We start from the raw sequence: 22,070 nt of genomic DNA on the forward strand, positions 1-22,070 counted from the left end.
TTTTTCAAACAAAAAATTTTATCCATGCCCACACCAACAGCCGACCTAATCCCAATAGTAAGGCTAAACAAATACTTAAGTTAATAAACCCAAAATTGTTAATGCCTGCTATGTGCTGTGACTGAAATTCAAACGGTAAAATAAGCATTGCTACAAATACTTCCAACCCCATTGCAACATAGGTCATCCATTCCCAAGGAAAGTGTAAAACACTGATCCATACCCCCATTAATAAAAATACAATCAATAGGATTGGTACCATGATTTTTAAAAAACCCGCCATTTATTATTTCTCCTTTACCTAATAACGAGAAATTTCTCCTCTCTCTCAATAATTCATATCTAATCTTTAGATTAACCTAAAACCAATTAAATTAAATATCAAAATAAAAACCCCGCCGAAGCGAGGTTTTAATGATTCATTTCAAAATATTAGATTAATAAAGTACGAATATCTTTAAGAAGTTTCGTAAGTTTATTGGTAAAGCGAGCAGCGTCTGCACCATTAATTACACGGTGATCATAAGATAATGACAACGGCAACATTAAGCGTGGGTCAAAGTCTTTACCATTCCAAACCGGTTGCATCGTTGCAGGTGAAATACCCAAAATCGCAACTTGCGGCCAGTTTACAAGTGGTGTAAATGCTGTACCACCAATTGCGCCTAAACTTGAAATGGTGAAATTCGCACCTTGCAAGTCTTTCGGTGTTAATTTCTTATCACGTGCTTTTTGACCTAACACACCCAATTCAACTGCAATTTGCTTAATTGATTTTTGGTCTGGGTTACGAAGTACTGGCACAGTTAAACCATCAGGTGTTGCTACCGCAATTCCCATATGGATTTCATTGCGCAAGAGCACTGATTTACCGTCATCAGATAGATGACCTGCGAACTCACGCTCTTCTTTCAACAAATACGCAACCGCTTTGATAATGAATGCCATAATCGTCAGGCTGATACCTTCTTTTTTGAAGTTGCCTTTCAGTTCATTACGCCAATCTTCTAACTCAGTAATGTCAGCCAAATCAAACTGGGTGACTTGCGGAATAAAGTTGTTCAATGACAATTGCGGAATTGATACTTGCTGCAAACGCGTCAGTACTTTTTCTTCCACGCCACCAAACGCAGTGAAGTCAGGAAGCTTTGGCAAACCTGAAACTGCTGGTGCAGCCGCAGCTACTGGAGCCGCTTGTGGTGCAGTTAAACGAGTCTTCACATAAGCAAAGATATCTTCTTTAATCACACGACCATGTTCACCAGAAGTTTTAACTTGTGATAAAACCACACCAAGTTCACGAGCAAGCTTACGAACAGCAGGGCCAGCATAAACTTTAGCGTTTTCAGCTTCTTGCTCTTTCGTTAACTTATCACTACCAGAAACTGGAGCAGATACAGCCTGAGTCGGAGCAGGAGCTGCCGCTTTAGGTGCTGCTGCCTGTGGAGCTGGAGCTACTTCTGCTTTTGCCGCTGGTGCAGCCGCAGGTGCTTGGCCTTCAGCTTCAATTGTTGCAAGTAATATACCTTGTGAAACCTGTTGGCCTGCTTGCAAGTGAATCGCTTTCACAACGCCAGCAACAGTACTTGGAACTTCAACAGTCGCTTTATCTGACTCAACCACAACAAGGCTTTGGTCTACATCAACTTTATCGCCAACTTGTACCAAAATTTCAGCAACAACTGCTTTGTCTACGCCCAGATCAGGAACGTTAATATCAACTGGACCAGATTGAGTAGCAGCCGCAGCTACAGTTTCTTGTTGAACTGGAGCAGGCGCTGCCGCTGGGGCTGCTGTAGAAGCAGGAGCTTCAACTGGCGTACTTGATGCAGATGTTGTTTTCACTTTAATGAGCACAACACCTTCTTTAACTGTATCGCCTTCTTTAACTTGAATGCTTTCTACAGTACCAGCAACACTGCTTGGCACTTCTACAGTTGCTTTGTCAGATTCAACAACAACGATGCTTTGCTCAACATCGATTTGCTCACCAACTTTTACTAAAATTTCACCAACTAGTGCTTTTTCAACACCAATATCGGGAACTTGAACTTCAACCACTTGGCTAGTGGTTGCCGCTGCTGGTTGGGGAGCAGTTGAAGCCTGTTGTACCGCTGCCGGTGCTGCTGATTGTTCAGCTGCTGGTGCAGGTTTTGCAACTTCTTCTGCTTGAGCTACAGGTGCAGCACCCTCAGCTTCAAGTTCAAACAATACCGTACCTTCAGTTACGCTATCGCCTTCTTTGATCAAGATGCTTTTCACTACGCCTGCTGAAGTGCTAGGCACTTCAACAGAGGCTTTATCTGACTCAAGCAAAACAAGGCTGTCATTTTCAGCAATGCTGTCACCAACTTTTACCAAAATTTCAGCAACAACTGCTTTATCTACGCCAATATCAGGGGTCTTAATTTGCATGCTTAGTTCCCCTCACCTGTTTGCGCTTCATGGTATTCAGCAACTGCTTGAACTTCTGGATGTGCTTGTGGAGCCCATGCCACTGGACGATCAGTATCTAACTCAAAGTTAGAAATTGCATCTTTAACTAAACGTGCATCTACCTCACCTTCGTCAGCTAATTTTTTCAAAGTAGCAACAACGATATGTGCAGCATCAACACCAAAGAAACTACGCAAGTTAGCACGTGTATCTGAGCGACCATAACCATCTGTACCCAACGCAACAAATGGGCGGCCATCTGGAAGATAGGCACGGATTTGTTCGCTATACGCACGCATATGGTCTGTTGCTGAAACAACAATACCTTCTGTACCGCGTAATTGTTTAGATACCCAAGACTCTTTCACTTCTTCAGTAAGTGGGTGTAAGCGGTTGTATTCTTCACATGCCATACCATCACGAGACAATTCATTGAAGCTTGTTACACTCCAAACGTTTGAATGGATTTGGTATTCATCACGTAAGATTTTCGCAGCTTTGATCACTTCACGAAGAATTACACCTGAACCAAGTAATTGAACAGTTGCTTTTTCATCTTTTTCGAACAAGTACATACCACGTTTAATGCCTTCCTCAGCGCCTTCAGGCATTGCAGGATGCTCGTAGTTTTCGTTCATTACAGTTAGGTAATAGAACACACGCTCTTGGTTCACATACATACGTTGTAAACCATCATGTACGATTACAGCCAACTCATAACCAAAACATGGATCGTAAGATACACAGTTTGGAATCGTGTTCGCCAAGATATGTGAATGACCATCTTGGTGCTGTAAACCTTCACCGTTCAATGTGGTACGACCAGCAGTAGCACCTAACAAGAAACCTTGTGCCTGCGCATCACCAGCAGCCCATGCGATGTCGCCAATACGCTGGAAACCAAACATTGAGTAGTACATGTACATTGGAATCATTGGCAAGTTATTCGTTGAATAACTTGTTGCCAACGCAGCCCATGCGCTCATCGCACCAGCTTCGTTAATCCCTTCTTGAAGCATGTGACCATCACTTGCTTCGCGGTAATGCATTAACTGTTCTTGGTCTTCTGGGGTATATTTTTGACCGTGAGCGGCATAAATACCAAGCTGACGGAACATACCTTCTAGACCAAATGTACGCGCTTCATCTGGAACGATTGGCACTACGCGGTCTTTAATTGCTTTTTCTTTAAGTAAAGAAGCAATTAAACGCACCATCACCATGGTAGTTGATTGTTCTTTGCCTGCAGAACCTTTTAATACTGCATCAAATACAGATAATTCAGGAATCGCTAAAATTTCACTCTCTTTACGACGTGCAGGTAAATAGCCACCTAAAGCTTCACGACGCGCCTTCATATACTTCATTTCTGGAGAGTTTTCACTTGGGCGGTAGAATGGAAGCTCTTCTAACTTATCATCTGTAAATGGCAGATTGAAACGGTCACGTACATATTTCAAAGAGTCGATCTGCATTTTTTTGATTTGGTGAGTTTTGTTCACCGCTTCAATTTCTTCAGACAAACCGTAACCTTTAACAGTCTTCGCAAGAATAACTGTTGGTTGACCTTTGGCTTTCATTGCTTCTGCATAGGCAGCAAAAACTTTGTACGGGTCATGACCACCACGGTTAAGATTATCGATGTCTTCATCGCTTAAATCTTTTACAAGTTCCGCAGCTTCTGGGTACTTGCCAAAGAATTTCTCACGTGTATAAGCACCACCTTTCACTTGATAGCGTTGATACTCACCATCAACTGTTTCGCCCATTACCGCTTTTAAAGCGCCAGTGCTGTCTTTTGCAAGTAGCGGATCCCAATGACGACCCCATACTACTTTAATGACACGCCAGCCTGCGCCACGGAATAAAGATTCTAATTCTTGAATGATTTTACCGTTACCACGTACAGGGCCATCTAGACGCTGTAAGTTACAGTTAACCACCCAAATTAGGTTATCAAGCTTTTCACGACCAGCAAGTGAAATTGCACCAGTACTTTCTGGCTCATCCATTTCACCATCGCCAAGATAAGCCCAGACTTTACGATCTTCTTCTTTAATCAAGCCACGGTTCATCAAATATTTTTGAATGTGTGCTTGATAAATCGACATGATTGGACCAAGACCCATTGATACAGTTGGGAATTGCCAATAGTCCGGCATTAAATATGGATGTGGATAGCTTGGTAAACCGTTACCGCCAACTTCACGGCGGAAATTACTTAACTGTTCTTCAGTTAAACGTCCTTCGAGGAATGAACGTGCATAAATACCAGGAGCACAGTGTCCTTGGTAATAAATCATATCTCCGCCAAAGTTATTACTGTTTGCGCGGAAGAAATGGTTAAAACCTACGTCATATAATGTTGCACTTGATGCGAAGCTCGCCAAGTGTCCACCTAAATCATCACCTGTTTTATTCGCACGAAGTACCATTGCTAAGGCATTCCAACGAATCAATGCACGAATACGGCGTTCCATATCTTGGTCGCCTGGCATTGCAGGTTGTTCTTCAACAGAAATTGTATTTAAGTAAGGTGTATTGAGACGTTGAATGGGAACATGCTTGGCAATTGCTTGTTGGTAAAGTTTTTCCAATAAGAATGCCGCGCGCTCAGTTCCCATATGTTGTAAAACTGAATCGAATGCATCTTGCCACTCTTGGGTTTCTTGTGCATCGGAGTCACCGTAAAACGCCATAATTCACCTGTTCCTTGTTCTTTAATCTACTTTGTATTTTTACCACGTTTTACCCCTCTCTAGTTATTGCCACGGGTGAATGTGAGGGGGGCCTATTATTTTCTGAATGAATAGTCATTGACCGAGCATTAAACAAAATAACAAAAAAACGCCAATAATGGCGTTTTTTTATACAATCTTTACGTTAAAAAAGGTTTAAGTTAATTTCAGATTCATAAATTCAATAACCTTAACCTTTTTCACTATGCTTTTAAGGAAGCATCGCTAAGTAAGTTGTTGGATTCTTACGTTGACCATCTTTTACTACTTCGTAGTGCAAATGTGGACCAGTACAGCGACCAGTACAACCTACATTGGCAATATGTTCACCTGCCGAGACTTGTTCACCTACGCGTACCATTAAACGCGAAGCATGCGCATAGCGTGTTAAATAGCCATTACCATGGTTAATTTCAACATATTGACCATAGCCAGTGCCCCAACCAGATTTAGTTACAATACCTGGGCCTGTAGCATAAATTGGTGTACCACTTGGAGCAGCCATATCCAACCCACCATGATGTTCGGCACGACCGCTCATCGTACGGCCACCAAAGTTGGAAGAAACACGCACTGTATCAGGAAGAGGATGAGAAACTAACCACGAATAAGCATTTGAAGAAGAGGTATTGAAAGAGTTCTTAGCTGTCGTATTGCCATATTTTTTAGCGAGTGACTCATTGTTGAGCTCAACCGTTTTTTGGCGTAAGGTCACAGAAACTTTCGCACTCGCTGGAAGATCTAAATCATCAGGATGAGTATATGAACCTTGAGATAATGTTTTTGATAGTTGTTCCAATCGATCTGAATCAGTAGATTGGTTAATTGTTTGATAATCTGCAAAAGCAACTGATGCTGCCGAAGCGGCAAGTGAAAACGCTAATAAAATACGACGCGTGTGCATAAAAACCTCTTGAAACTGTTCTTACTTAAGTTCCTTATGATCTCTTCCTTGATATCGATTGAAATGAACGCTTAAGATGAAGACAAGAATCTATCCGAGAATGACCCATGTCTAAGCCCGATAACGTTTTTCAACAATCCGGAAAACACATAAAAACAGGAAACCTTACGTTTCTAACAACGCAAGTCGCGCAATGGCAAAGACTTACGAAAATTATCCAACCCTTATTGCCCCAACCGGAACAATGGCAGGTCGTGTGTTATCAAAATGGTTCTTTGATCATTACTGGTGAAAATCAGGCGATGATTAGTCAACTCAGTTATTTACAGAACCAATATGTATCTAAATTATCTCAACTTGAAGGGTTAAAAGACCTACAAAGAATTCAGGTTCGCTTGAGAAATAAAAACATTCCAAATCCACCCTCATCTGAGCCATCTAAACCCATTCCCCCGGAAACACAAGAAATGTTACGTAGTGCAGCCGACTTTGTGAGCGACCCTAAGCTTAGCCAAGCTTTACTACGTTTGGCAAGCAATAAAAAATAATGAGCTTTCTATTTCTTAATTAGAATCGTTCTTATTATGTGATAATAATCACACTTTATAACGTTACACTATAACGTAGCCAAGTAAAGACAATGACTTATGTCACGCTGACATATGGAATTGGACATTCATTCTCGTCATTAAATGTTACAATTTCATAATTACTCGGATCACTTTGAACATTGCGTAACAACTGATTATTTAAAGCATGTCCCGATTTATAGCCATCAAACTTGGCAATAATTTGATGACCAAGCAAATACAAATCACCTACTGCATCTAAAATCTTATGTCTCACAAATTCATCGGCGAAACGTAAGCCTTCTTCGTTAACAACGCCTGTGTCATCTACACCAATCGCATTATCTAAACTTGCACCTAAAGCTAAGTTATTTGCTTTGAGATAATCCAGATCTTTCATAAAACCAAAAGTACGAGCCTCACTAACTTCATATACAAAAGTTTCAGTAGAAAAGTCGATAGTCGCAGATTGATATTCTTTAGCAAATGCTGGATGGTCAAAATCAATCGTAAAATTTAACTGAAAACCATTATGCGGGCTAAAAATTGCTTTTTTATCATCGATTAATGCTTCAACTGGTTTTAATATTCTTATAAATTTTTTCGGTGCATCCAGCTCACGCAATCCACCTTGCATTAACAGGTAAATAAATGGGCCTGCACTTCCATCCATAATCGGAACTTCGGACGCAGATACCTCAACAATAAGGTTATCAATTCCCAAACCTGCAATTGCGCTCATCACGTGCTCAATCGTTCCAACTTTTATATCTCCAATTACTAAATTGGAGCACATGAAAGCTTCTTGAATCAGCAAAGCATTCGCATGGATTTCCACAGGTGGATCTAAATCGATACGACGAAATACAATACCTCCATCCACGGTATGTGGAATGAAATTGATCATCACTTTTTGACCGCTATGAAGACCTATTCCACTCGCTTTTACCACACGATTGAGAGTACGTTGTTTCACCATGCTTTGTAACTTCTTTTTTAAAACCGCTATACGTTAGCATATTTAGTCATTGATCAAAAACAAAAAAAGGCAGTGTTTAAACACTGCCTTTTTTTAAATTTAATAATTTTTTACTTACGTTGCTGATTTTTCAAGTAATCTTGAATACTCATCGGAGAAGAACGTGGAGAAGAACTTGCAGTACTACTCACTTCATTGTCTGCATTTTGACGCTTATTAATAGCAGGAACATCATCTTCATCAACAGATTGAGCTGATTGAGCCGATGCATGACTTACCGTATTACGTTTTCTCGGCTCTGCATCTGCTGCATTACGTGTTAAACCAGTTGCAATCACTGTTACACGCAATTCATCACGCGCATCTGGATCAAATACAGTACCGTAGAAGATTTCACCTTCATCAAGGTCAACAATCTGGTTCACGACATCAGTAATGATTTCAGTTTCGCGTAAAGTAATATCATCACCGCCAGTAATGTTAATCAACACACCTTTAGCATTAATAATATTTACGTTATCAAGCAATGGACTACGGATAGCCTGTTCAGCAGCTTGACGCGCACGATCTTCACCACGACCTAAACCAGCACCCATCATGGCATAACCACGTGTACTCATTGCAGTTTTCAAATCGGCGAAGTCAAGGTTAATATGACCACGGTTTACAACAAGGTCAAAGATACTACGTACAGCGTTTAACAATACATCATCAGCTTTTTTATAAGCATCTTTCATTGAAATATCGCCATATACGCTGAGTAAGCGCTGGTTAGGGATAATAATCAATGAATCAACATGTGCTTCAAGCGCTTCAATACCACGTTCAGCAGACTTTAAACGGCGACGGCCTTCAAAGTTAAATGGGGTTGTCACAACGCCAACAGTCAAAATACCCATTTCTTTGGCAACTTCAGCTACCACAGGTGCCGCACCTGTACCCGTACCACCACCCATACCAGCGGTAACGAATACCATATCCGTACCTTCAAGATGGTGACGAATAATTTCACGGCTTTCTTCTGCTGCAACTTGCCCTACTTCAGGGTTAGCGCCAGCACCTAGACCACGTGTACTTTGCTCGCCTAACTGAATTTTGAAAGGTGCATTCATACAGTCCAGTGCTTGTTTGTCTGTATTGGCACAAACGAATTTAACACCTTGAATATCAGACTGCACCATATGTTGAACGGCATTACCGCCACCACCACCTACACCAAATACAGTGAAACGGGCTTGACCGTTGCCATCGTTTAGTTCATCTTCTATAAATTCAAATGAGGCCATGACCTTTAGGGTTCCTAATACATTATGGCAGTCACTTCAGCCCGTATACTGCCTTGATTTTCAAAAACAACTAATTTTAAGAATGCTGTGCAATACAAACCTTGTCAAGTACAGTGGTTTTCTCTTACAACTTCCTAACAATTCTACCAATAAATCCATACATCCTAAAAAATGGCTTTTAGCTTGCTATTAAACGCATTCCAGCCATTTACCATTCGTTCCCATACCGAACGGTCATTTGCCTCTTCAGGCTCTTCAACAGCTTCTTGCAACTCACTTTGGCTAAACATGAGCAAACCAGCTGCTGTTGCATACATCGAACGACGTAACGCGGCTTGATGCTGATCATCAGCATAAACCTGTAACGGTGGATTGCCCAAATGTGCAGATACCCCCAACATACGGCGAGCTAAACTCACCATACCTTCGATTTGACAAGCATCGCCTGTCAGCACTACACCATGGTATAAACCATGAATTGCGCCGCTGTGTTCGAGTTCATCGCGAATCTGGCTAAAGATCTCTTCATAACGGGCAATAATAATTTCAGACAACTCAATTCGACTAATGGTTTGAGGGCCATCAATTCCTTCTACCTGAATCATGTGATCTGGCTTAACAGCACTTAAATCGACACAACCATACAGAATTTTAATGCGTTCAGCTTCTTCTGTCGTGGTTTGCAATACAGCAGCAATATCACGTGTAACGTGTTCACCACCGCGCTGTAATGTACGTGCCAGAGCCAAACGCCCATCCAGATAAACCGCAAGATTGGTAATACCTGCGCCAACATCGACCAGACAAACACCATATTCTTTTTCATCTTTAAGCAAACTTGCCTCAGCGGTTGCCAAGCAAGATACCACCATTTTTTCAACCCCGATATTTGCACCTTTCATAGCACGATCAAGGTTTTGCATAGTCGCTATAGGCATCATCATTAACTGATAATGTCCTGTCATACTATGGGCAGTCATGTTAATTGGATTCTGCACCCATTCAGCAGAATCACCCAATTCAAAGCCTAACGGCACTGCACTTGCTAAATAGTAATCAGAAGTCACATGACTTGCTTTTGCCAATTCTAACGCGCGCACGACTTCATTTGTTGTAATAACATGTGCTGGATTAGCAACTGGTGTGCGGCCAGAGGCATAAAAACTTTGCAACTCGGTACTCGGAATCGATACCCATGCGCTATGAATGCGACATTCGGCCATATTTTCCGCTTCAGCAACAGCATTTTTAATCGCAGCGATGACTTTATCGAGGCTTACGATTTTTCCTTTATTCATGCCACGATTGCGAGCAGTTGCCATACCGATAACTTGAATGTTATCCGGCGCATGAATTTTTCCAATCAAAACTGAAACTTTATGCGTCCCAATGTCAATCGCAACAACTGAGGGAACAGCTTCATTCATCACTCATACCATTTCTTTGTTGTTTAATACCAGGCAAATTGCCTATTTTAAAGCCACGTATTATGGCTTTGCTTTTGTTCCACCTGCAATGCTTGTGTCATCAATCGTTACAACAAACTGACCATTCACAATTTTAGGTGGTGTTGCGTTCTTCCATTGAATAGATAATCCATTACGATATCGCAAATCAATGGCTGAGATTTTCGACCACACCGGTTTTAAGTCAGATTGTGCCAGATGACTTAAACGTTGCAACTTATTCATTGTTTGATCTTGGTCAACAATAATTCGTAAACCTGTGTCAAACTGCATAAACCAAGTCATTCGCTCCGTCAGATATAATTCTTTTAGGCGCAAATTGGCAGGATGGAATAATTGATTGATTTCATTATAGCGTCGCATCATCATTTTCGACTGGCTTACCGGACCATGTAGTAACGGAAGCTCAGGATGAATTGTCGGCTCTGCCTCACTGAATACATCGCCTCCATCGCTTAACAAGCGACCTGTTCCCCAACGGGCGATGGCATGGCGAGGCATGACACGAACACGAATACCATTGGGCCAGGCACGAGATACGACAACTCGGTCTACCCACGAAATTTCTAATGTTTTATCACGAATCTGTTCTAAATCAGATGTGAAATAATTCGCTTTTATAATTGGAGCAACATGCTGTATCACTTGTTGTGTTTCAACTGAAGACGCCGATCCCACAACCTCTAGCTTTGCAACTTTTGCATCTGTAATAACTTTATATAGCCCATAAATTCCGACTGCCAGCACTACAAAAGCAATAACCAACAGCACCCATCCACCAGCATTCGCAAGCTTCTGCTTACGTGTAGGCGGTTTATCATGAATAGAGGTGATGGCCGCACGTTTACGGCGCATGGAAGCCGGAAGTTGTGCCATATTTAAGCCGTACCTTCCAATGTTTGCTCAAGAATGGCAACACACAATTCATCAAAACTATAGCCAACAGCTTGAGCAGCTTTTGGAACTAAAGAGTGGCTAGTCATACCTGGCACAGTGTTTACTTCTAAAAGCCAGAAATTACCCTGCTCATCCTGCATCGCATCAATACGGCCCCAACCTTCTGCACCAACTGCTTGAAAAGCACGTAAGCACAATGCTTGCAGGTTTTTCTCTTCTGTCTCACTTAGACCACAAGGAATACCATACTCAACATCATTACGTTCATATTTTGCTTCATAGTCATAAAAAGCAACGTCTGCTGGTGGTTGTAAACGAATAACCGGCAAAGGCTGTCCATTTAAGAACGAGATTGTGAATTCACGACCTGTGATCCATTTTTCCGCCATCACAACAGCATCGTGCTGAGTCGCCTTTTCAATTGCAGCAGCAAAGTCTTCTGCTTTCTCAACCTTACTCATGCCCACACTTGAGCCTTCATGTACAGGTTTGATAATTACAGGCAAGCCTAACTCAGCAATAACCGCATCTAAATCTGTCTCTTTAGTAATAATGCGATATGGCGCTGTAGGTAAATCGCTACCTTGCCAGATTTGCTTGGTTTTGACTTTATCCATGCCAATCGCAGAACCTTGCACGCCAGTTCCGGTATAAGGCAGATTTAACCATTCAAGCACACCTTGAATCTGGCCATCTTCACCACCACGACCATGCAATACAATAAATGCACGATCATAATTTACAAGTTCAGTCACACTGCGGTCTTGCGGATCAAATGCTTCAGCCTGAACACCTGAACGCAATAAAGCATCCAGAACTGCCTGACCACTATCTAAAGACACAGCACGCTCAGCCGATTTCCCACCAAATAGCACGGCAACTTTGCCGAATTTTGTAGCATTTGACACGTTTAAATCCTTAACCCGATAATTCAATATTTTTGTTTATTTCACATACAAATGGTGTTGTGCAAGTTCTACTGAAATTGCTCCAACGTTACCCGCACCTTGCGTTAATAACAAGTCATTTGGTTGTAACACATTTTGCATGATGTTTTGCAAATTACCTTCAACTGGATCGACCAAAATCGGCTCCACCTGTCCACGTAAACGAATACTACGCGCCAAAGTACGGCTGTCTGCACCTACAATAGGCTTCTCACCGGCAGGATAAACTTCCAGTAATAATAATTGATCGACTTGAGAAAGCACTTCAATAAAGTCATCAAAACAATCGCGGGTACGAGAGTAACGGTGTGGCTGGAATAACATAACCAAACGACGATCCGGATGGCTCTGGCGAGCAGCTTTAATAGTCGCTTCTACTTCTTTCGGATGGTGCCCATAGTCATCAACTAGCTTAACGTTGCCATCGGCAAGCTCGAATTCGCCTTGTACTTGGAAGCGACGACCAACACCACTAAAGCCTGCTAAAGCACGACTAATTGCGTCATCAGAAACACCTTCGTCAGTCGCAACACCAATAGCAGCTAGAGCATTTAAGATATTATGCATGCCCGGTTGGTTGATGGTTAAACGTAGCGGCTCACGACCTTTACGTAACACCGTGAAGTGTGAACGCATGCCATCTTGTTCAACATCAATTGCGCGAATGTCGTTATCTTCATTAAAACCATAAGTAATAACTGGACGGCCTACACGCGGCATGATTTCACGAATGTTGGCGTCATCACCACAAACTACAGCCAAACCATAAAATGGTAAGTTATGAAGGAATTGTACGAACGTATCTTTTAATTTATCAAAGCTACCTTCATAGGTATCCATATGGTCAGCATCAATGTTCGTTACAATGGCTGCCATCGGTTGCAAATAAAGGAAAGACGCATCTGACTCATCAGCTTCAGCCACGATAAAACGACTTTCACCCAGTGCAGCATTTACACCTGTACTGTTAAGTAAACCACCAATGACATAAGTTGGATCAAGGTTTTCTTCAGCCAACATTGTAGTTAAAAGACTAGTCGTCGTGGTTTTACCATGTGTACCAGCTACAGCAATACCATGACGGTAACGCATAAGCTCACCTAGCATCTCTGCGCGGCGTACGATTGGAGTACGTTGCTCAATCGCTGCTTTAATTTCCGGATTTTCTGGATCAATCGCTGTAGAAACTACAAGTACATTGGCATTTTTAATATTTTCCGCTTGATGGCCGATATAAACCTTAATGCCATTTTGCTCTAATTGTTCTGTAGTTTTAGATGCTTTAATGTCTGAACCAGAAATTTTATAACCTTGGTTACCTAATACCTCTGCAATGCCACACATCCCAGCACCACCGATCCCCACAAAATGAATGTGTTTGATACGGCGCATTTCAGGCACTTTAATCAGTTTTTTTGCTTGGTTCGCAGCTGTTGATGGAGACATAGTAAATCCGATTACATTTTTTGGATAAGATCAACCACATGCTGAGTCGCATTTGGTTGGGCATGTTGACGCGCTTTCACTGCCATTTCTGTAAGTAATTGGCGGTTCATCAGCGAAGTGAACAATTCATTTAAAACATCTGGTGTCATAGTCGATTGCTGGCAAATTTTTGCAGCACCGATATCAGCCAGAAATTTGGCATTTGCAGTTTGGTGATCATCAACTGCTATCGGAAGTGGTACAAAAACTGCAGCAACGCCTGCTGTTGCAACTTCCGTCACCGTTAATGCTCCAGCTCGGCAAATAATTAAATCAGCTTCACTATAAGCCTTTGCCATATCTTCAATAAACGGCAAAACCTGCACCTTTAAGTTGGCTGGTGCATCTGCATAAAGTGCTTGAGTTGCTTCAACTTGCTGTTGACCACTTTGATGAAAAATATTGAGTGGAACTTGTATTTTTTTGAGCGCTGGCGGTAAATGTTCATTAAGCGCTTTTGCACCTAAAGAACCGCCAACAATTAAAATATTTAAAGGTTGTCCCGCTTGCTCACGTGCATCGTAACGCCACTTAGAGCTTAAAATATCGGTGATTTCACGACGTACTGGATTTCCAGTTGTAACAACTTTTTCGCTAACAGGAAAAGTATTTGGAAATGCTTCACACACGACTTTAGCAACACGCGCTAGCTGTGCATTGGTAAAACCAGCAACCGCATTTTGCTCGTGAATAAGTACTGGAATACCTAACAATCGTGCTGCTAAACCACCCGGCCCCGCAACATAACCGCCAAATCCAGCCACAGCATCAACTTTAAGCTGTTTCATATAGCGCATTGCGCTTAAAGTCGCTTTTAAAATTTTAAAAGGCGCAGCAAGTTTACGGATCACACCGTTCCCACGAACACCTTGAATATCAATTTGATAAATTGGAATATTTTGATCTTTTAATAAACGATTTTCCATACCTGTTGGCGTGGCTAACCATGAAACCTGACAACCTTGTTGTTGAAGTTGTTTGGCTACGGCGAGGGCTGGAAAAACATGTCCACCTGTACCGGCAGCCATCATCATGACATGTTTGGGTTTGCTTTGCTGTGAATCGGTCACGGTCTAATTCTTCAACTCAAAAAACAATGGAAATTGTCATCTATTTTTGTAGCCGTTTATTTTAATCCTAAAGCTTCATTAACGAAAAGCTAATTTCACTCGTTTATAACAGAAAGATGTGCTTTTTTGAAAATATGCCTACAAAGCACTAGCGTATTTCATATTGTGATTTTATTAATTCATATATTTTCAGGTGATTTCCCATAAATACCGCTGAAAATCACCTGAAATAAATAATTAAGCCGTACGACCAGCTTCTAATACATCAAACAGATTATCGGCAATTGATGTGCCAAATTGAGCATCAATTTCACGAATACATGTTGGGCTGGTGACATTAATTTCAGTGACATAATTACCAATCACATCTAAACCAACAAAAACCAAACCTTTTTCGCGCAAGAAAGGACCAATTTTAGCTGCGATCAGCTTATCATTTTCAGTCAGCGGACGCGCTTGACCTAAGCCACCTGCCGCTAAGTTACCGCGCACTTCACCATTTTGTGGAATACGAGCTAGACAGTAAGGAATAGGCTCGCCATTTACCATCAAAATACGCTTATCCCCTTCTACAATTTCAGGAATATAACGCTGAGCCATAATTGGACGAGTACCTAACTCTGTAAGCATTTCTAAAGTAGAACCAATATTTACACCGTCTTGGTATAAACGGAAAATTCCCGTACCACCCATACCATCAAGTGGTTTCACAATGACATCGCCATGTTCTTTAAGAAATTCACGAATTAAACTTTGTTGCGATGTTACAAGTGTAGGTACTTGCAGCTCTGGGAACTGCGTTGCAAATAGCTTTTCATTGCAATCGCGCAATGACTGAGGTTTATTAATAATCCATGAGCCTTCACGTTCAGCTTGCTCAAGCACGTAAGTCGTATAGACAAAATTCATATCAAACGGTGGATCTTTACGCATCAACACCACATCGTAAGCCGCGATAGATTCTTTTTTCTTTTCGCCCAATTCGTAATAATGATTGTAATCTTCAAATACTTTTAATGGCGAGATTAGACCGTAAGCCTTACCTTGATCGATATATAAATCTTGTTGTAATGCATAACCCAATTCATGTCCACGACGGCTCGCCGCCCACAACATTGCCATGGTTGAATCCTTTTTAAGATTTACGGTTTCAATCGGATCCATGACGACAAGTACACGCATGCTCAAGCTCTTCATAAAATTTAAATTAGCATGAGTATAGCTGAGATTTTTCACTCGTTTTTCTTAATTTCAGTAAATCGTTATCTGTTATTCCTTTAACTAGAACTCAAGTAAATTCAGTTAAACTATGACCATAAAATATTATTTTTAAAGGCTAAAGATGAAACTTTATCGCTATTTAACCGGCCCTGATGACTCTGCTTTTTGTGCACGAGTAACTAAAGCACTGAATCATGGCTGGGAATTATATGAAGCACCAACCATGACCTTTAATGGCACACATGTAATTGTTGGGCAAGCAATTTGCAAAACAATTGACGAGAATTATGATCCAGAAATGGATATTTTAGATGTTCTCAAAAATAATGCTTAATTCTAAGAGGTGCTTTTCTCTATAAAAAGCACCCTTTTAGACTCAATTAACAAGAAAAACTAATAAGTTGATTCTGCCAGTTCTTTTAATTTACTCATTGCACTACCAAAAATCAGTTATTAAAAAATAAATATGTCATTTTTTAAGACAATAGTTCTTTTATTCTAAACAATTAAATGATTATAATTATCATTTATACTTTTATTTTTGTTAACTGATTTTATCTTTATGTTAAGAATTTCTATATCATCTCCCCAAATTAAGCGTCTTTTCCCGCTGAGCTTACTCAGTTTAATGATCCTGAATATTCAAGGTGCCTACGCAGAGGAAGCGACTGATTCAGCCGCAAAAGTTGCAGCCACCATGCCTACCATAAAAATTGAGGCCATGAGTGAACTCGACCCAATTAAAAGTTATATCGACTATGACAAGGCCAATGTCACACGTAATGGTTTAAACAAAAAAGATATTCCTCAAACTGTTGATACGATTGATGTTCAGAAATATAAAATTTATGGATCAAATGATTTAAGCGTTATGTTGCAAGGCACCCCTGGCGTATCAACCAGTTACGATATGCGCGGTGATGGCATCACGATTCGTGGCTTTGGTGCTGATACAGGTGATATTTACCGTGATGGTATACGTGAAAGTGGGCAAGTACGCCGTAGTACTGCCAATATTGAGCGTATTGAAATTTTAAAAGGCCCCGCTTCTGTTTTATATGGCCGTAGTGCTGGTGGCGGGGTTGTGAATATGGTAAGTAAATTCGCCAATTTCGACTCTAAAAGTTCAGTTGGTGCGTACGCAGGTTCATACGATAACTATGGAACCACTGCTGACATCAACCAAGTCATTAATGACAATTTAGCAGTGCGCCTTACCGGAGAATATGGCGAGTCAGGCAGTTTCCGTTCTGGTATTGAAAATAAAATTGAGATGTTTTCACCAAGTTTTACTTATAAAAATGACGATGGAACGCTTACTTGGACCACACAATATACGTATGACAAATTAGGCCGTGTGCCTGATCGTGGTCCAGCATATGAAAACTTGCCTGTGGGAACCTCTATCAAAACAGGATTTGCGCAAGACGGAGATTATGTTGATGATATTTTGCAAGTTGTGCGCACCGATGTGAATTATGAATATGCGCCTGATTGGAACTTCCACTGGGCAGTAAGTTACCGACAAGCAGAACAGAACTTTGACCACTTTTATTCTGGGACTTATTGTGGGTTAGATGGAAAAAACTCAAAGAATGAGACTTGTACAAAAAAAGGCTACATCGACCAAATTTACTACTGGCAACAAACCAGCAATAAAACCACCACCAATACATTTGATATTAAGGGCAAGTTCAAAACAGGCTCGCTTGAACATCAAATCATGGTCGGTACAGACTGGGCCTATGAACAACGAGAACCGCGTCTAGCCAATAAGACTCAAAATGGTTCAGCCATTTATGGTTACGTCAATCCATTCACAGGTGAACGAGAATCAAGTCGTGGCAATGGCCCATTAAAGATTAGTCAGCATAATTATAATGAAGGCACAACTTACGGCGTATTTATTCAAGATTTAATTGGTCTAAATGACCAACTTAAACTCATGATGGGCCTACGCTACGATTACTTCGATTTTTCAACCACTAACAAATTAACTAATGAACACCGTAATGTAAAAGACAGTACTGTTAGCCCAAATGTTGGTTTGGTATGGCAACCGCTTCCTGAACATAGTTTTTACACCTCATACTCTAAAAGCTTTGCGCCATTCGGTGGGCAAATGGGTGTTAACCAAGTTACTGGAAGCACCGATGTCGAAAAAATGGACAAAGAGCCTCAATATAACGAGCAATACGAAGTTGGGGTAAAAAGCGAATGGTTAGATAATCGTTTAAATACTCAATTCTCTGTTTTTGATATTCGTAAAAATAATATTCGCTATAAACCGAATCCTGACAGTGAATCAGAGGTATGGGCAACTGCTGGTCAGCATCAATCACGTGGTGTTGAATTTAGCTTTATTGGCCGTGTGCTTGATAATGTCTTTGTTCGCGGTGGTTATGGTTATACCGACGCTAAGGTAAAAGAAGATAAACAAAACCCAGAGCGAGAAGGCAATTATTTAGCCAACACATCAAAAAATACGGGTAATTTATTTGTTCGTTATTTACCAACTGAACAGTGGTATACCGAGGTGGGCGTAACCTATGTAGGTTCTTATTATCCAAATCTTAATAATCAAGTAAAAATGGAAGGCTTTAACCGTGTTGATGCGGCGATTGGCTATAGTGCAGACCCATGGAATGTCACACTTGCGGTGAATAATTTAACTAATAAAGAATATTGGCGCTCAGACAGCATGCCGGGCACCCCCCGTAATGTGTTATTACGTTTGAATTATCAGTTCTAAGTAAAAATATTAAATTGGCATCCCTCTATTTAGAGGTATGCCTTTTTCTTTTTAGATACCGTATTTTTCGCGATAAGCTTGCATGTTTGCTAGCGCTTCTTTTTCGCCTTTGGGTAATGACTGAACAAGGTCAACAATACAAGTTGGGGTGTAAGAAGTGATTCGCAGATGAGATTTTATTTTAAATGATTTAATACATGTTTGGGCTATAAAATGAAATGACTAATTTTTCTTTCTTCATCTGTAATGCTATGAACTGGAATCACATTACACATCTTCCTATCAAAAATATTTTTACTTTTTACATACCCAGAATAATAGAAATTTCGTAACAAAAACAAAATAAATTTCCTTGGAGTAACTGGCATTGAAACAGGTATACGACAATTAAGAAATTGACCAAATGTTACATGGGAAGCCGGATGGCTAACATTTATATGATTTTTAGGATCGTAATCAAATCGAATAGGAAATTTAACTAAATTTTTTTTTGTACACTCTAAAAAAATTTCATCTTGTTCATAAAGGTCAGGACAATCTTCAAATGAAGGTAATGATGGTGAGGGATAAAAAGATAATCTATGTTTTTTTAATACAAAATGATCATCTTTTTTTTCAAATATATAGCTAAACGATATTAACCCACCATCAATAAGGTGTACATGATAACTTTTTTCTTCAAGAACAGATGTATAAATATCTTGATATGGAATATTCTTTAATGCACTTGATATTTCTATACCTTTTTTAAAACCAATTTCATAGTCTCCACTAGCGTTGGTACGAGCAGATGGATAACTTTGCTCTGTTGATAAACCCGATAAAACAAGACGATCAATGACTTCCTTACATTGTCTTAATATAGAATCAGGGTTCATCTTATTTCCCTGATTGTTTTAAAATATTAATTAATTCGTCAGGAATTAATTCAGGTGGTAATTCTCCTGTACTAATAGCATTGATAATTTCTTGAATATTATTTGTTAGTCTTTTTCTTTTATTTCTTTCTTGAATAGACATATCTTTATTAATTAATTTTAAAGTATTTTTTTGTTTTTCCGTTGGATAAATAAATTTTAAAGAATAGTCGTTATTCTTTAAAGTTTCCCACTCTTCTTTCAAGGACTGCATTGATGGGCCGATACCTAAAATACGGACCCATGCTTTACTTCTGGTAATCGCTGTAAATAATCTATTTCTAATTAAGGCTAAATGATTTGGATCGTATGAATCAGCACAATCCTGAGCATGAATAATATATACCATTGCCGCTTCATTACCTTTTGCTCTAAAAATTCCAGTAAAGGTAACAGCTCCATCTTTTTTGAAGATATCTCTAGATGTTGTAACACCAGCAATTTCAGATTCTATATTTTGCTGTTGAAGCGCTCTTCTTACAATTCCTACATTTTTCTGAGTCGTAAGAGGATTTGGGTTAATAACTAATATATCTTCAGGTTTTAGTTCATCTTCATTAATATTTTCTAAAATAGAATTGAATAAACTTTGATTCATATCTTGAACTGAATCGAATACTTCAAATTTAATTAGTTCTTCAAGGGGAGTATGCTCTTCTAAAAATAGAGGACTTGACTCACTTGTTCTAACTAATTCAACTTCTTTTCCACCCTCGATCTTCCCTTTTTTAAGAGAATAGCCTACATCTTCCCATAGTGAATCATTATCAAAGAATTGGACTAGTCCTTTTGGTCTTGTTAAACCAAAACCTAATGTATGTGCTGTTGCAAGTAATGGACGCGAGTTGCGATAACATTTTTCTAAGATGATATCTTTCTTAGGTTGAGTTGGGTCATCCTCTTCTAATGTGACTAGAGGAACACCATTTGCATCTTTACCGAATAGTTGTTCTGGCGGTAAAACTGATAATCCATTTAGTGATTGTAGTTCATCATAAGCATAAACTAATCGTTTAGGATCTTTTAAAAATTTATAACAGAGCTTGATGAATTCAGGAGGAAAATCTTGAGCTTCATCAATTAGAATTAAATCATATTTTTCTACTTTTTTTGATGCAGATTGCTCTAAAGCAAGTTTACAGACTTGTTGGAAAGATTTATCAGTTCCAAATTGATTTTTAGCTGTTTGGAAATCATAGTAATCTATTGAATTTTCAACACAATAACGATGATACATTCCATCATTCTCTTTCTCTCCTGGAGCACCCCATGAGTTAAAGATATCAATAGAATTCCAATCAGGTTCACTGCCTAACTGTTCAATTGTGAAATTATTGATTAATCTTCTAAACTGTTCTTTCAAAGCACGTGTATGAAAGGTTACGGCTATTTTCCAACTTTGGTTCTGAGCATGTAAATAAGCAACTTTTAAAGCTAATACAATAGTTTTACCGGAACCTGCAAGTCCTCTAATTCTTTGTACGCCTTCAACTGTTTCAATAACAGCTTCAGACTGGTGTTGATCCAAATTAGCTATAGAGTCCTCTAATTTTTGTAGACGACTCCCTAAAGAATTTTCTTTTATAATTTGTCTTCTAGCAACGCCTGCACGAATATTTGTGACGACTTGAATAGCTGCCTTCAGTTCTTGAAATGTATTTTGATCTGATTCCCAATGGAATGAATTAATAATTTCATTTAGGTTGGAAATATTTGCGATGTTGTACAGTTCATCATCAACTGTTGGAAGATTATTCTTTATTGCAGGACAAAAAGTTATTGTTTTGATATCAAATTTAAGATTACGCCCTTGCTTTAATTTTTTATAAGGTTTTAGTTTGACCTCTAACATAGAAGCCATTTCATCTTGATTATTTATATAATTGCTTAGGTCTTTTCCTTCGACTAAATCAAAAGCTACAATCCCTTTTGATTCACTTAAAAGTAGTGCATCAAATTTAGTTGGGCCTAATGGTGAACCAACAATTGGATATCCAATATAAAGAAAGCCATTCAAGTTTTCATCAGATGATAATGTTTCTGCAAGTTGTCTTGAAGCAATTGGTTTTTCTTTATTAGTGCCCCAAATAACTTTAATCACAGTAATACCTTTAATTTAGATCAGAAAATCAATCGATGACCTACTATATTATTTATAAGTCTTATCGGTATCAAGTTAAGAAGCCACTTAAGGGGGCCATTCAGATCAAAAGATTTAATTAGAGGTATTTTTTATCTCTATATTTTAGGTTTCCTAAAATTAACATAATACGGCTTATACACAGTCCTTGAAATTTTACCTTTTTTGCATCAATACCTTACACACAGCCACTCTAGAATTCAGCTCACTTGAGCAGCTTTTTTATAACTTCCCATACTCTACGGCTATAATTTAACCGACTC

At 39.6% G+C, this 22,070-nt stretch carries 17 protein-coding genes and 1 pseudogene; 3 read left to right on the forward strand and 15 right to left on the reverse strand.

Translation table 11 applies throughout. The features are described 5' to 3' along the window. Window positions 1–4: 4 nt before the first annotated feature. The 4 genes from ACPF64_RS03345 to ACPF64_RS03360 all read right to left on the reverse strand — a co-directional run bounded on the left by ACPF64_RS03345 (window position 5) and on the right by ACPF64_RS03360 (window position 6,078). Window positions 5–283, reverse strand: a complete 279-nt coding sequence (locus tag ACPF64_RS03345; RefSeq protein ID WP_426455576.1) for a hypothetical protein — start codon at window positions 281–283, stop codon at window positions 5–7. A 149-nt stretch (window positions 284–432) separates the two neighbouring features. Continuing rightward, window positions 433–2,415, reverse strand: a complete 1,983-nt coding sequence (locus tag ACPF64_RS03350; RefSeq protein WP_426455577.1) for a 2-oxo acid dehydrogenase subunit E2 — start codon at window positions 2,413–2,415, stop codon at window positions 433–435. Between the two features lie 2 nt (window positions 2,416–2,417). After that, on the reverse strand, window positions 2,418–5,135 hold the full coding sequence (aceE, locus tag ACPF64_RS03355; protein WP_005300635.1) for a pyruvate dehydrogenase (acetyl-transferring), homodimeric type: 2,718 nt from the start codon (window positions 5,133–5,135) through the stop codon (window positions 2,418–2,420). Between the two features lie 250 nt (window positions 5,136–5,385). Next, window positions 5,386–6,078, reverse strand: coding sequence for a M23 family metallopeptidase (locus ACPF64_RS03360; RefSeq protein WP_045433755.1), 693 nt, complete (start codon window positions 6,076–6,078; stop codon window positions 5,386–5,388). A gap of 107 nt (window positions 6,079–6,185) precedes the next feature. Between ACPF64_RS03360 and ACPF64_RS03365 the strand changes: the two genes are divergently transcribed. After that, complete coding sequence (locus tag ACPF64_RS03365; RefSeq protein WP_003654086.1) at window positions 6,186–6,626, forward strand: DciA family protein; 441 nt, start codon at window positions 6,186–6,188, stop codon at window positions 6,624–6,626. Between the two features lie 97 nt (window positions 6,627–6,723). Here the strand turns inward: ACPF64_RS03365 and lpxC are convergent, their stop codons facing one another. The 8 genes from lpxC to gshB form a co-directional block, all read right to left on the reverse strand. Then, window positions 6,724–7,626, reverse strand: a complete 903-nt coding sequence (lpxC, locus tag ACPF64_RS03370; RefSeq protein ID WP_080027985.1) for a UDP-3-O-acyl-N-acetylglucosamine deacetylase — start codon at window positions 7,624–7,626, stop codon at window positions 6,724–6,726. Between the two features lie 110 nt (window positions 7,627–7,736). Beyond that, window positions 7,737–8,912 carry a cell division protein FtsZ gene (ftsZ, locus tag ACPF64_RS03375; protein WP_017388958.1) on the reverse strand — a complete coding sequence of 392 codons (1,176 nt, stop codon included), beginning with the start codon at window positions 8,910–8,912 and terminating at the stop codon, window positions 7,737–7,739. Between the two features lie 164 nt (window positions 8,913–9,076). Next, window positions 9,077–10,339, reverse strand: a complete 1,263-nt coding sequence (gene ftsA / locus ACPF64_RS03380) for a cell division protein FtsA (protein WP_045433761.1) — start codon at window positions 10,337–10,339, stop codon at window positions 9,077–9,079. Between the two features lie 60 nt (window positions 10,340–10,399). Continuing rightward, the gene (locus tag ACPF64_RS03385; protein ID WP_426455578.1) at window positions 10,400–11,254 is read right to left on the reverse strand and encodes a cell division protein FtsQ/DivIB; all 855 of its coding nucleotides are present in this window, start codon (window positions 11,252–11,254) and stop codon (window positions 10,400–10,402) included. 2 nt (window positions 11,255–11,256) lie between these two features. Continuing rightward, window positions 11,257–12,183, reverse strand: coding sequence for a D-alanine--D-alanine ligase (locus tag ACPF64_RS03390; RefSeq protein WP_003654094.1), 927 nt, complete (start codon window positions 12,181–12,183; stop codon window positions 11,257–11,259). 36 nt (window positions 12,184–12,219) lie between these two features. Then, on the reverse strand, window positions 12,220–13,668 hold the full coding sequence (murC, locus tag ACPF64_RS03395; protein ID WP_003654096.1) for a UDP-N-acetylmuramate--L-alanine ligase: 1,449 nt from the start codon (window positions 13,666–13,668) through the stop codon (window positions 12,220–12,222). Window positions 13,669–13,679: 11 nt separating this feature from the next. Further along, window positions 13,680–14,777 carry an undecaprenyldiphospho-muramoylpentapeptide beta-N-acetylglucosaminyltransferase gene (gene murG, locus ACPF64_RS03400; protein ID WP_003654098.1) on the reverse strand — a complete coding sequence of 366 codons (1,098 nt, stop codon included), beginning with the start codon at window positions 14,775–14,777 and terminating at the stop codon, window positions 13,680–13,682. Between the two features lie 237 nt (window positions 14,778–15,014). Then, complete coding sequence (gene gshB / locus ACPF64_RS03405) at window positions 15,015–15,959, reverse strand: glutathione synthase (protein WP_017390128.1); 945 nt, start codon at window positions 15,957–15,959, stop codon at window positions 15,015–15,017. 160 nt (window positions 15,960–16,119) lie between these two features. Between gshB and ACPF64_RS03410 the strand changes: the two genes are divergently transcribed. Continuing rightward, window positions 16,120–16,332: a DUF1737 domain-containing protein gene (locus ACPF64_RS03410; protein WP_002122004.1), complete on the forward strand. Its 213-nt coding sequence runs from the start codon at window positions 16,120–16,122 to the stop codon at window positions 16,330–16,332. Window positions 16,333–16,560: 228 nt separating this feature from the next. After that, entirely contained in the window at window positions 16,561–18,750 is a 2,190-nt protein-coding gene (locus tag ACPF64_RS03415; protein ID WP_426455579.1) for a TonB-dependent receptor, read from the forward strand. A gap of 51 nt (window positions 18,751–18,801) precedes the next feature. Here the strand turns inward: ACPF64_RS03415 and ACPF64_RS03420 are convergent. The 3 genes and pseudogenes from ACPF64_RS03420 to ACPF64_RS03430 form a co-directional block, all read right to left on the reverse strand. After that, window positions 18,802–18,867, reverse strand: a pseudogene (locus tag ACPF64_RS03420) (hypothetical protein); the annotation flags it as partial. A gap of 89 nt (window positions 18,868–18,956) precedes the next feature. Then, the gene (locus tag ACPF64_RS03425; protein WP_347016809.1) at window positions 18,957–19,628 is read right to left on the reverse strand and encodes a DUF2290 domain-containing protein; all 672 of its coding nucleotides are present in this window, start codon (window positions 19,626–19,628) and stop codon (window positions 18,957–18,959) included. A gap of 1 nt (window position 19,629) precedes the next feature. Next, a complete protein-coding gene (locus ACPF64_RS03430; RefSeq protein ID WP_426455580.1) occupies window positions 19,630–21,768 on the reverse strand; it encodes a DEAD/DEAH box helicase in 2,139 nt (712 codons plus the stop codon). Window positions 21,769–22,070: the final 302 nt, after the last annotated feature.

Origin of the sequence: Acinetobacter sp. KB005 (assembly GCF_049949095.1) — a bacterium.
Classification (GTDB): Bacteria; Pseudomonadota; Gammaproteobacteria; order Pseudomonadales; family Moraxellaceae; genus Acinetobacter; species Acinetobacter calcoaceticus.

What these genes read in the sequence shown, in the direction of transcription:
- ACPF64_RS03365 (WP_003654086.1), top strand. Translation starts at nt 6,186, where the DNA reads ATGTCTAAGCCCGATAACGTTTTTCAACAATCCGGAAAACACATAAAA.
- ftsA (WP_045433761.1), bottom strand. Translation starts at nt 10,339, where the DNA reads ATGAATGAAGCTGTTCCCTCAGTTGTTGCGATTGACATTGGGACGCAT.
- ACPF64_RS03350 (WP_426455577.1), bottom strand. Translation starts at nt 2,415, where the DNA reads ATGCAAATTAAGACCCCTGATATTGGCGTAGATAAAGCAGTTGTTGCT.
- murC (WP_003654096.1), bottom strand. Translation starts at nt 13,668, where the DNA reads ATGTCTCCATCAACAGCTGCGAACCAAGCAAAAAAACTGATTAAAGTG.
- lpxC (WP_080027985.1), bottom strand. Translation starts at nt 7,626, where the DNA reads ATGGTGAAACAACGTACTCTCAATCGTGTGGTAAAAGCGAGTGGAATA.
- ACPF64_RS03410 (WP_002122004.1), top strand. Translation starts at nt 16,120, where the DNA reads ATGAAACTTTATCGCTATTTAACCGGCCCTGATGACTCTGCTTTTTGT.
- ACPF64_RS03425 (WP_347016809.1), bottom strand. Translation starts at nt 19,628, where the DNA reads ATGAACCCTGATTCTATATTAAGACAATGTAAGGAAGTCATTGATCGT.
- ACPF64_RS03385 (WP_426455578.1), bottom strand. Translation starts at nt 11,254, where the DNA reads ATGGCACAACTTCCGGCTTCCATGCGCCGTAAACGTGCGGCCATCACC.
- gshB (WP_017390128.1), bottom strand. Translation starts at nt 15,959, where the DNA reads ATGCGTGTACTTGTCGTCATGGATCCGATTGAAACCGTAAATCTTAAA.
- ACPF64_RS03415 (WP_426455579.1), top strand. Translation starts at nt 16,561, where the DNA reads ATGTTAAGAATTTCTATATCATCTCCCCAAATTAAGCGTCTTTTCCCG.
- ftsZ (WP_017388958.1), bottom strand. Translation starts at nt 8,912, where the DNA reads ATGGCCTCATTTGAATTTATAGAAGATGAACTAAACGATGGCAACGGT.
- ACPF64_RS03360 (WP_045433755.1), bottom strand. Translation starts at nt 6,078, where the DNA reads ATGCACACGCGTCGTATTTTATTAGCGTTTTCACTTGCCGCTTCGGCA.
- aceE (WP_005300635.1), bottom strand. Translation starts at nt 5,135, where the DNA reads ATGGCGTTTTACGGTGACTCCGATGCACAAGAAACCCAAGAGTGGCAA.
- ACPF64_RS03345 (WP_426455576.1), bottom strand. Translation starts at nt 283, where the DNA reads ATGGCGGGTTTTTTAAAAATCATGGTACCAATCCTATTGATTGTATTT.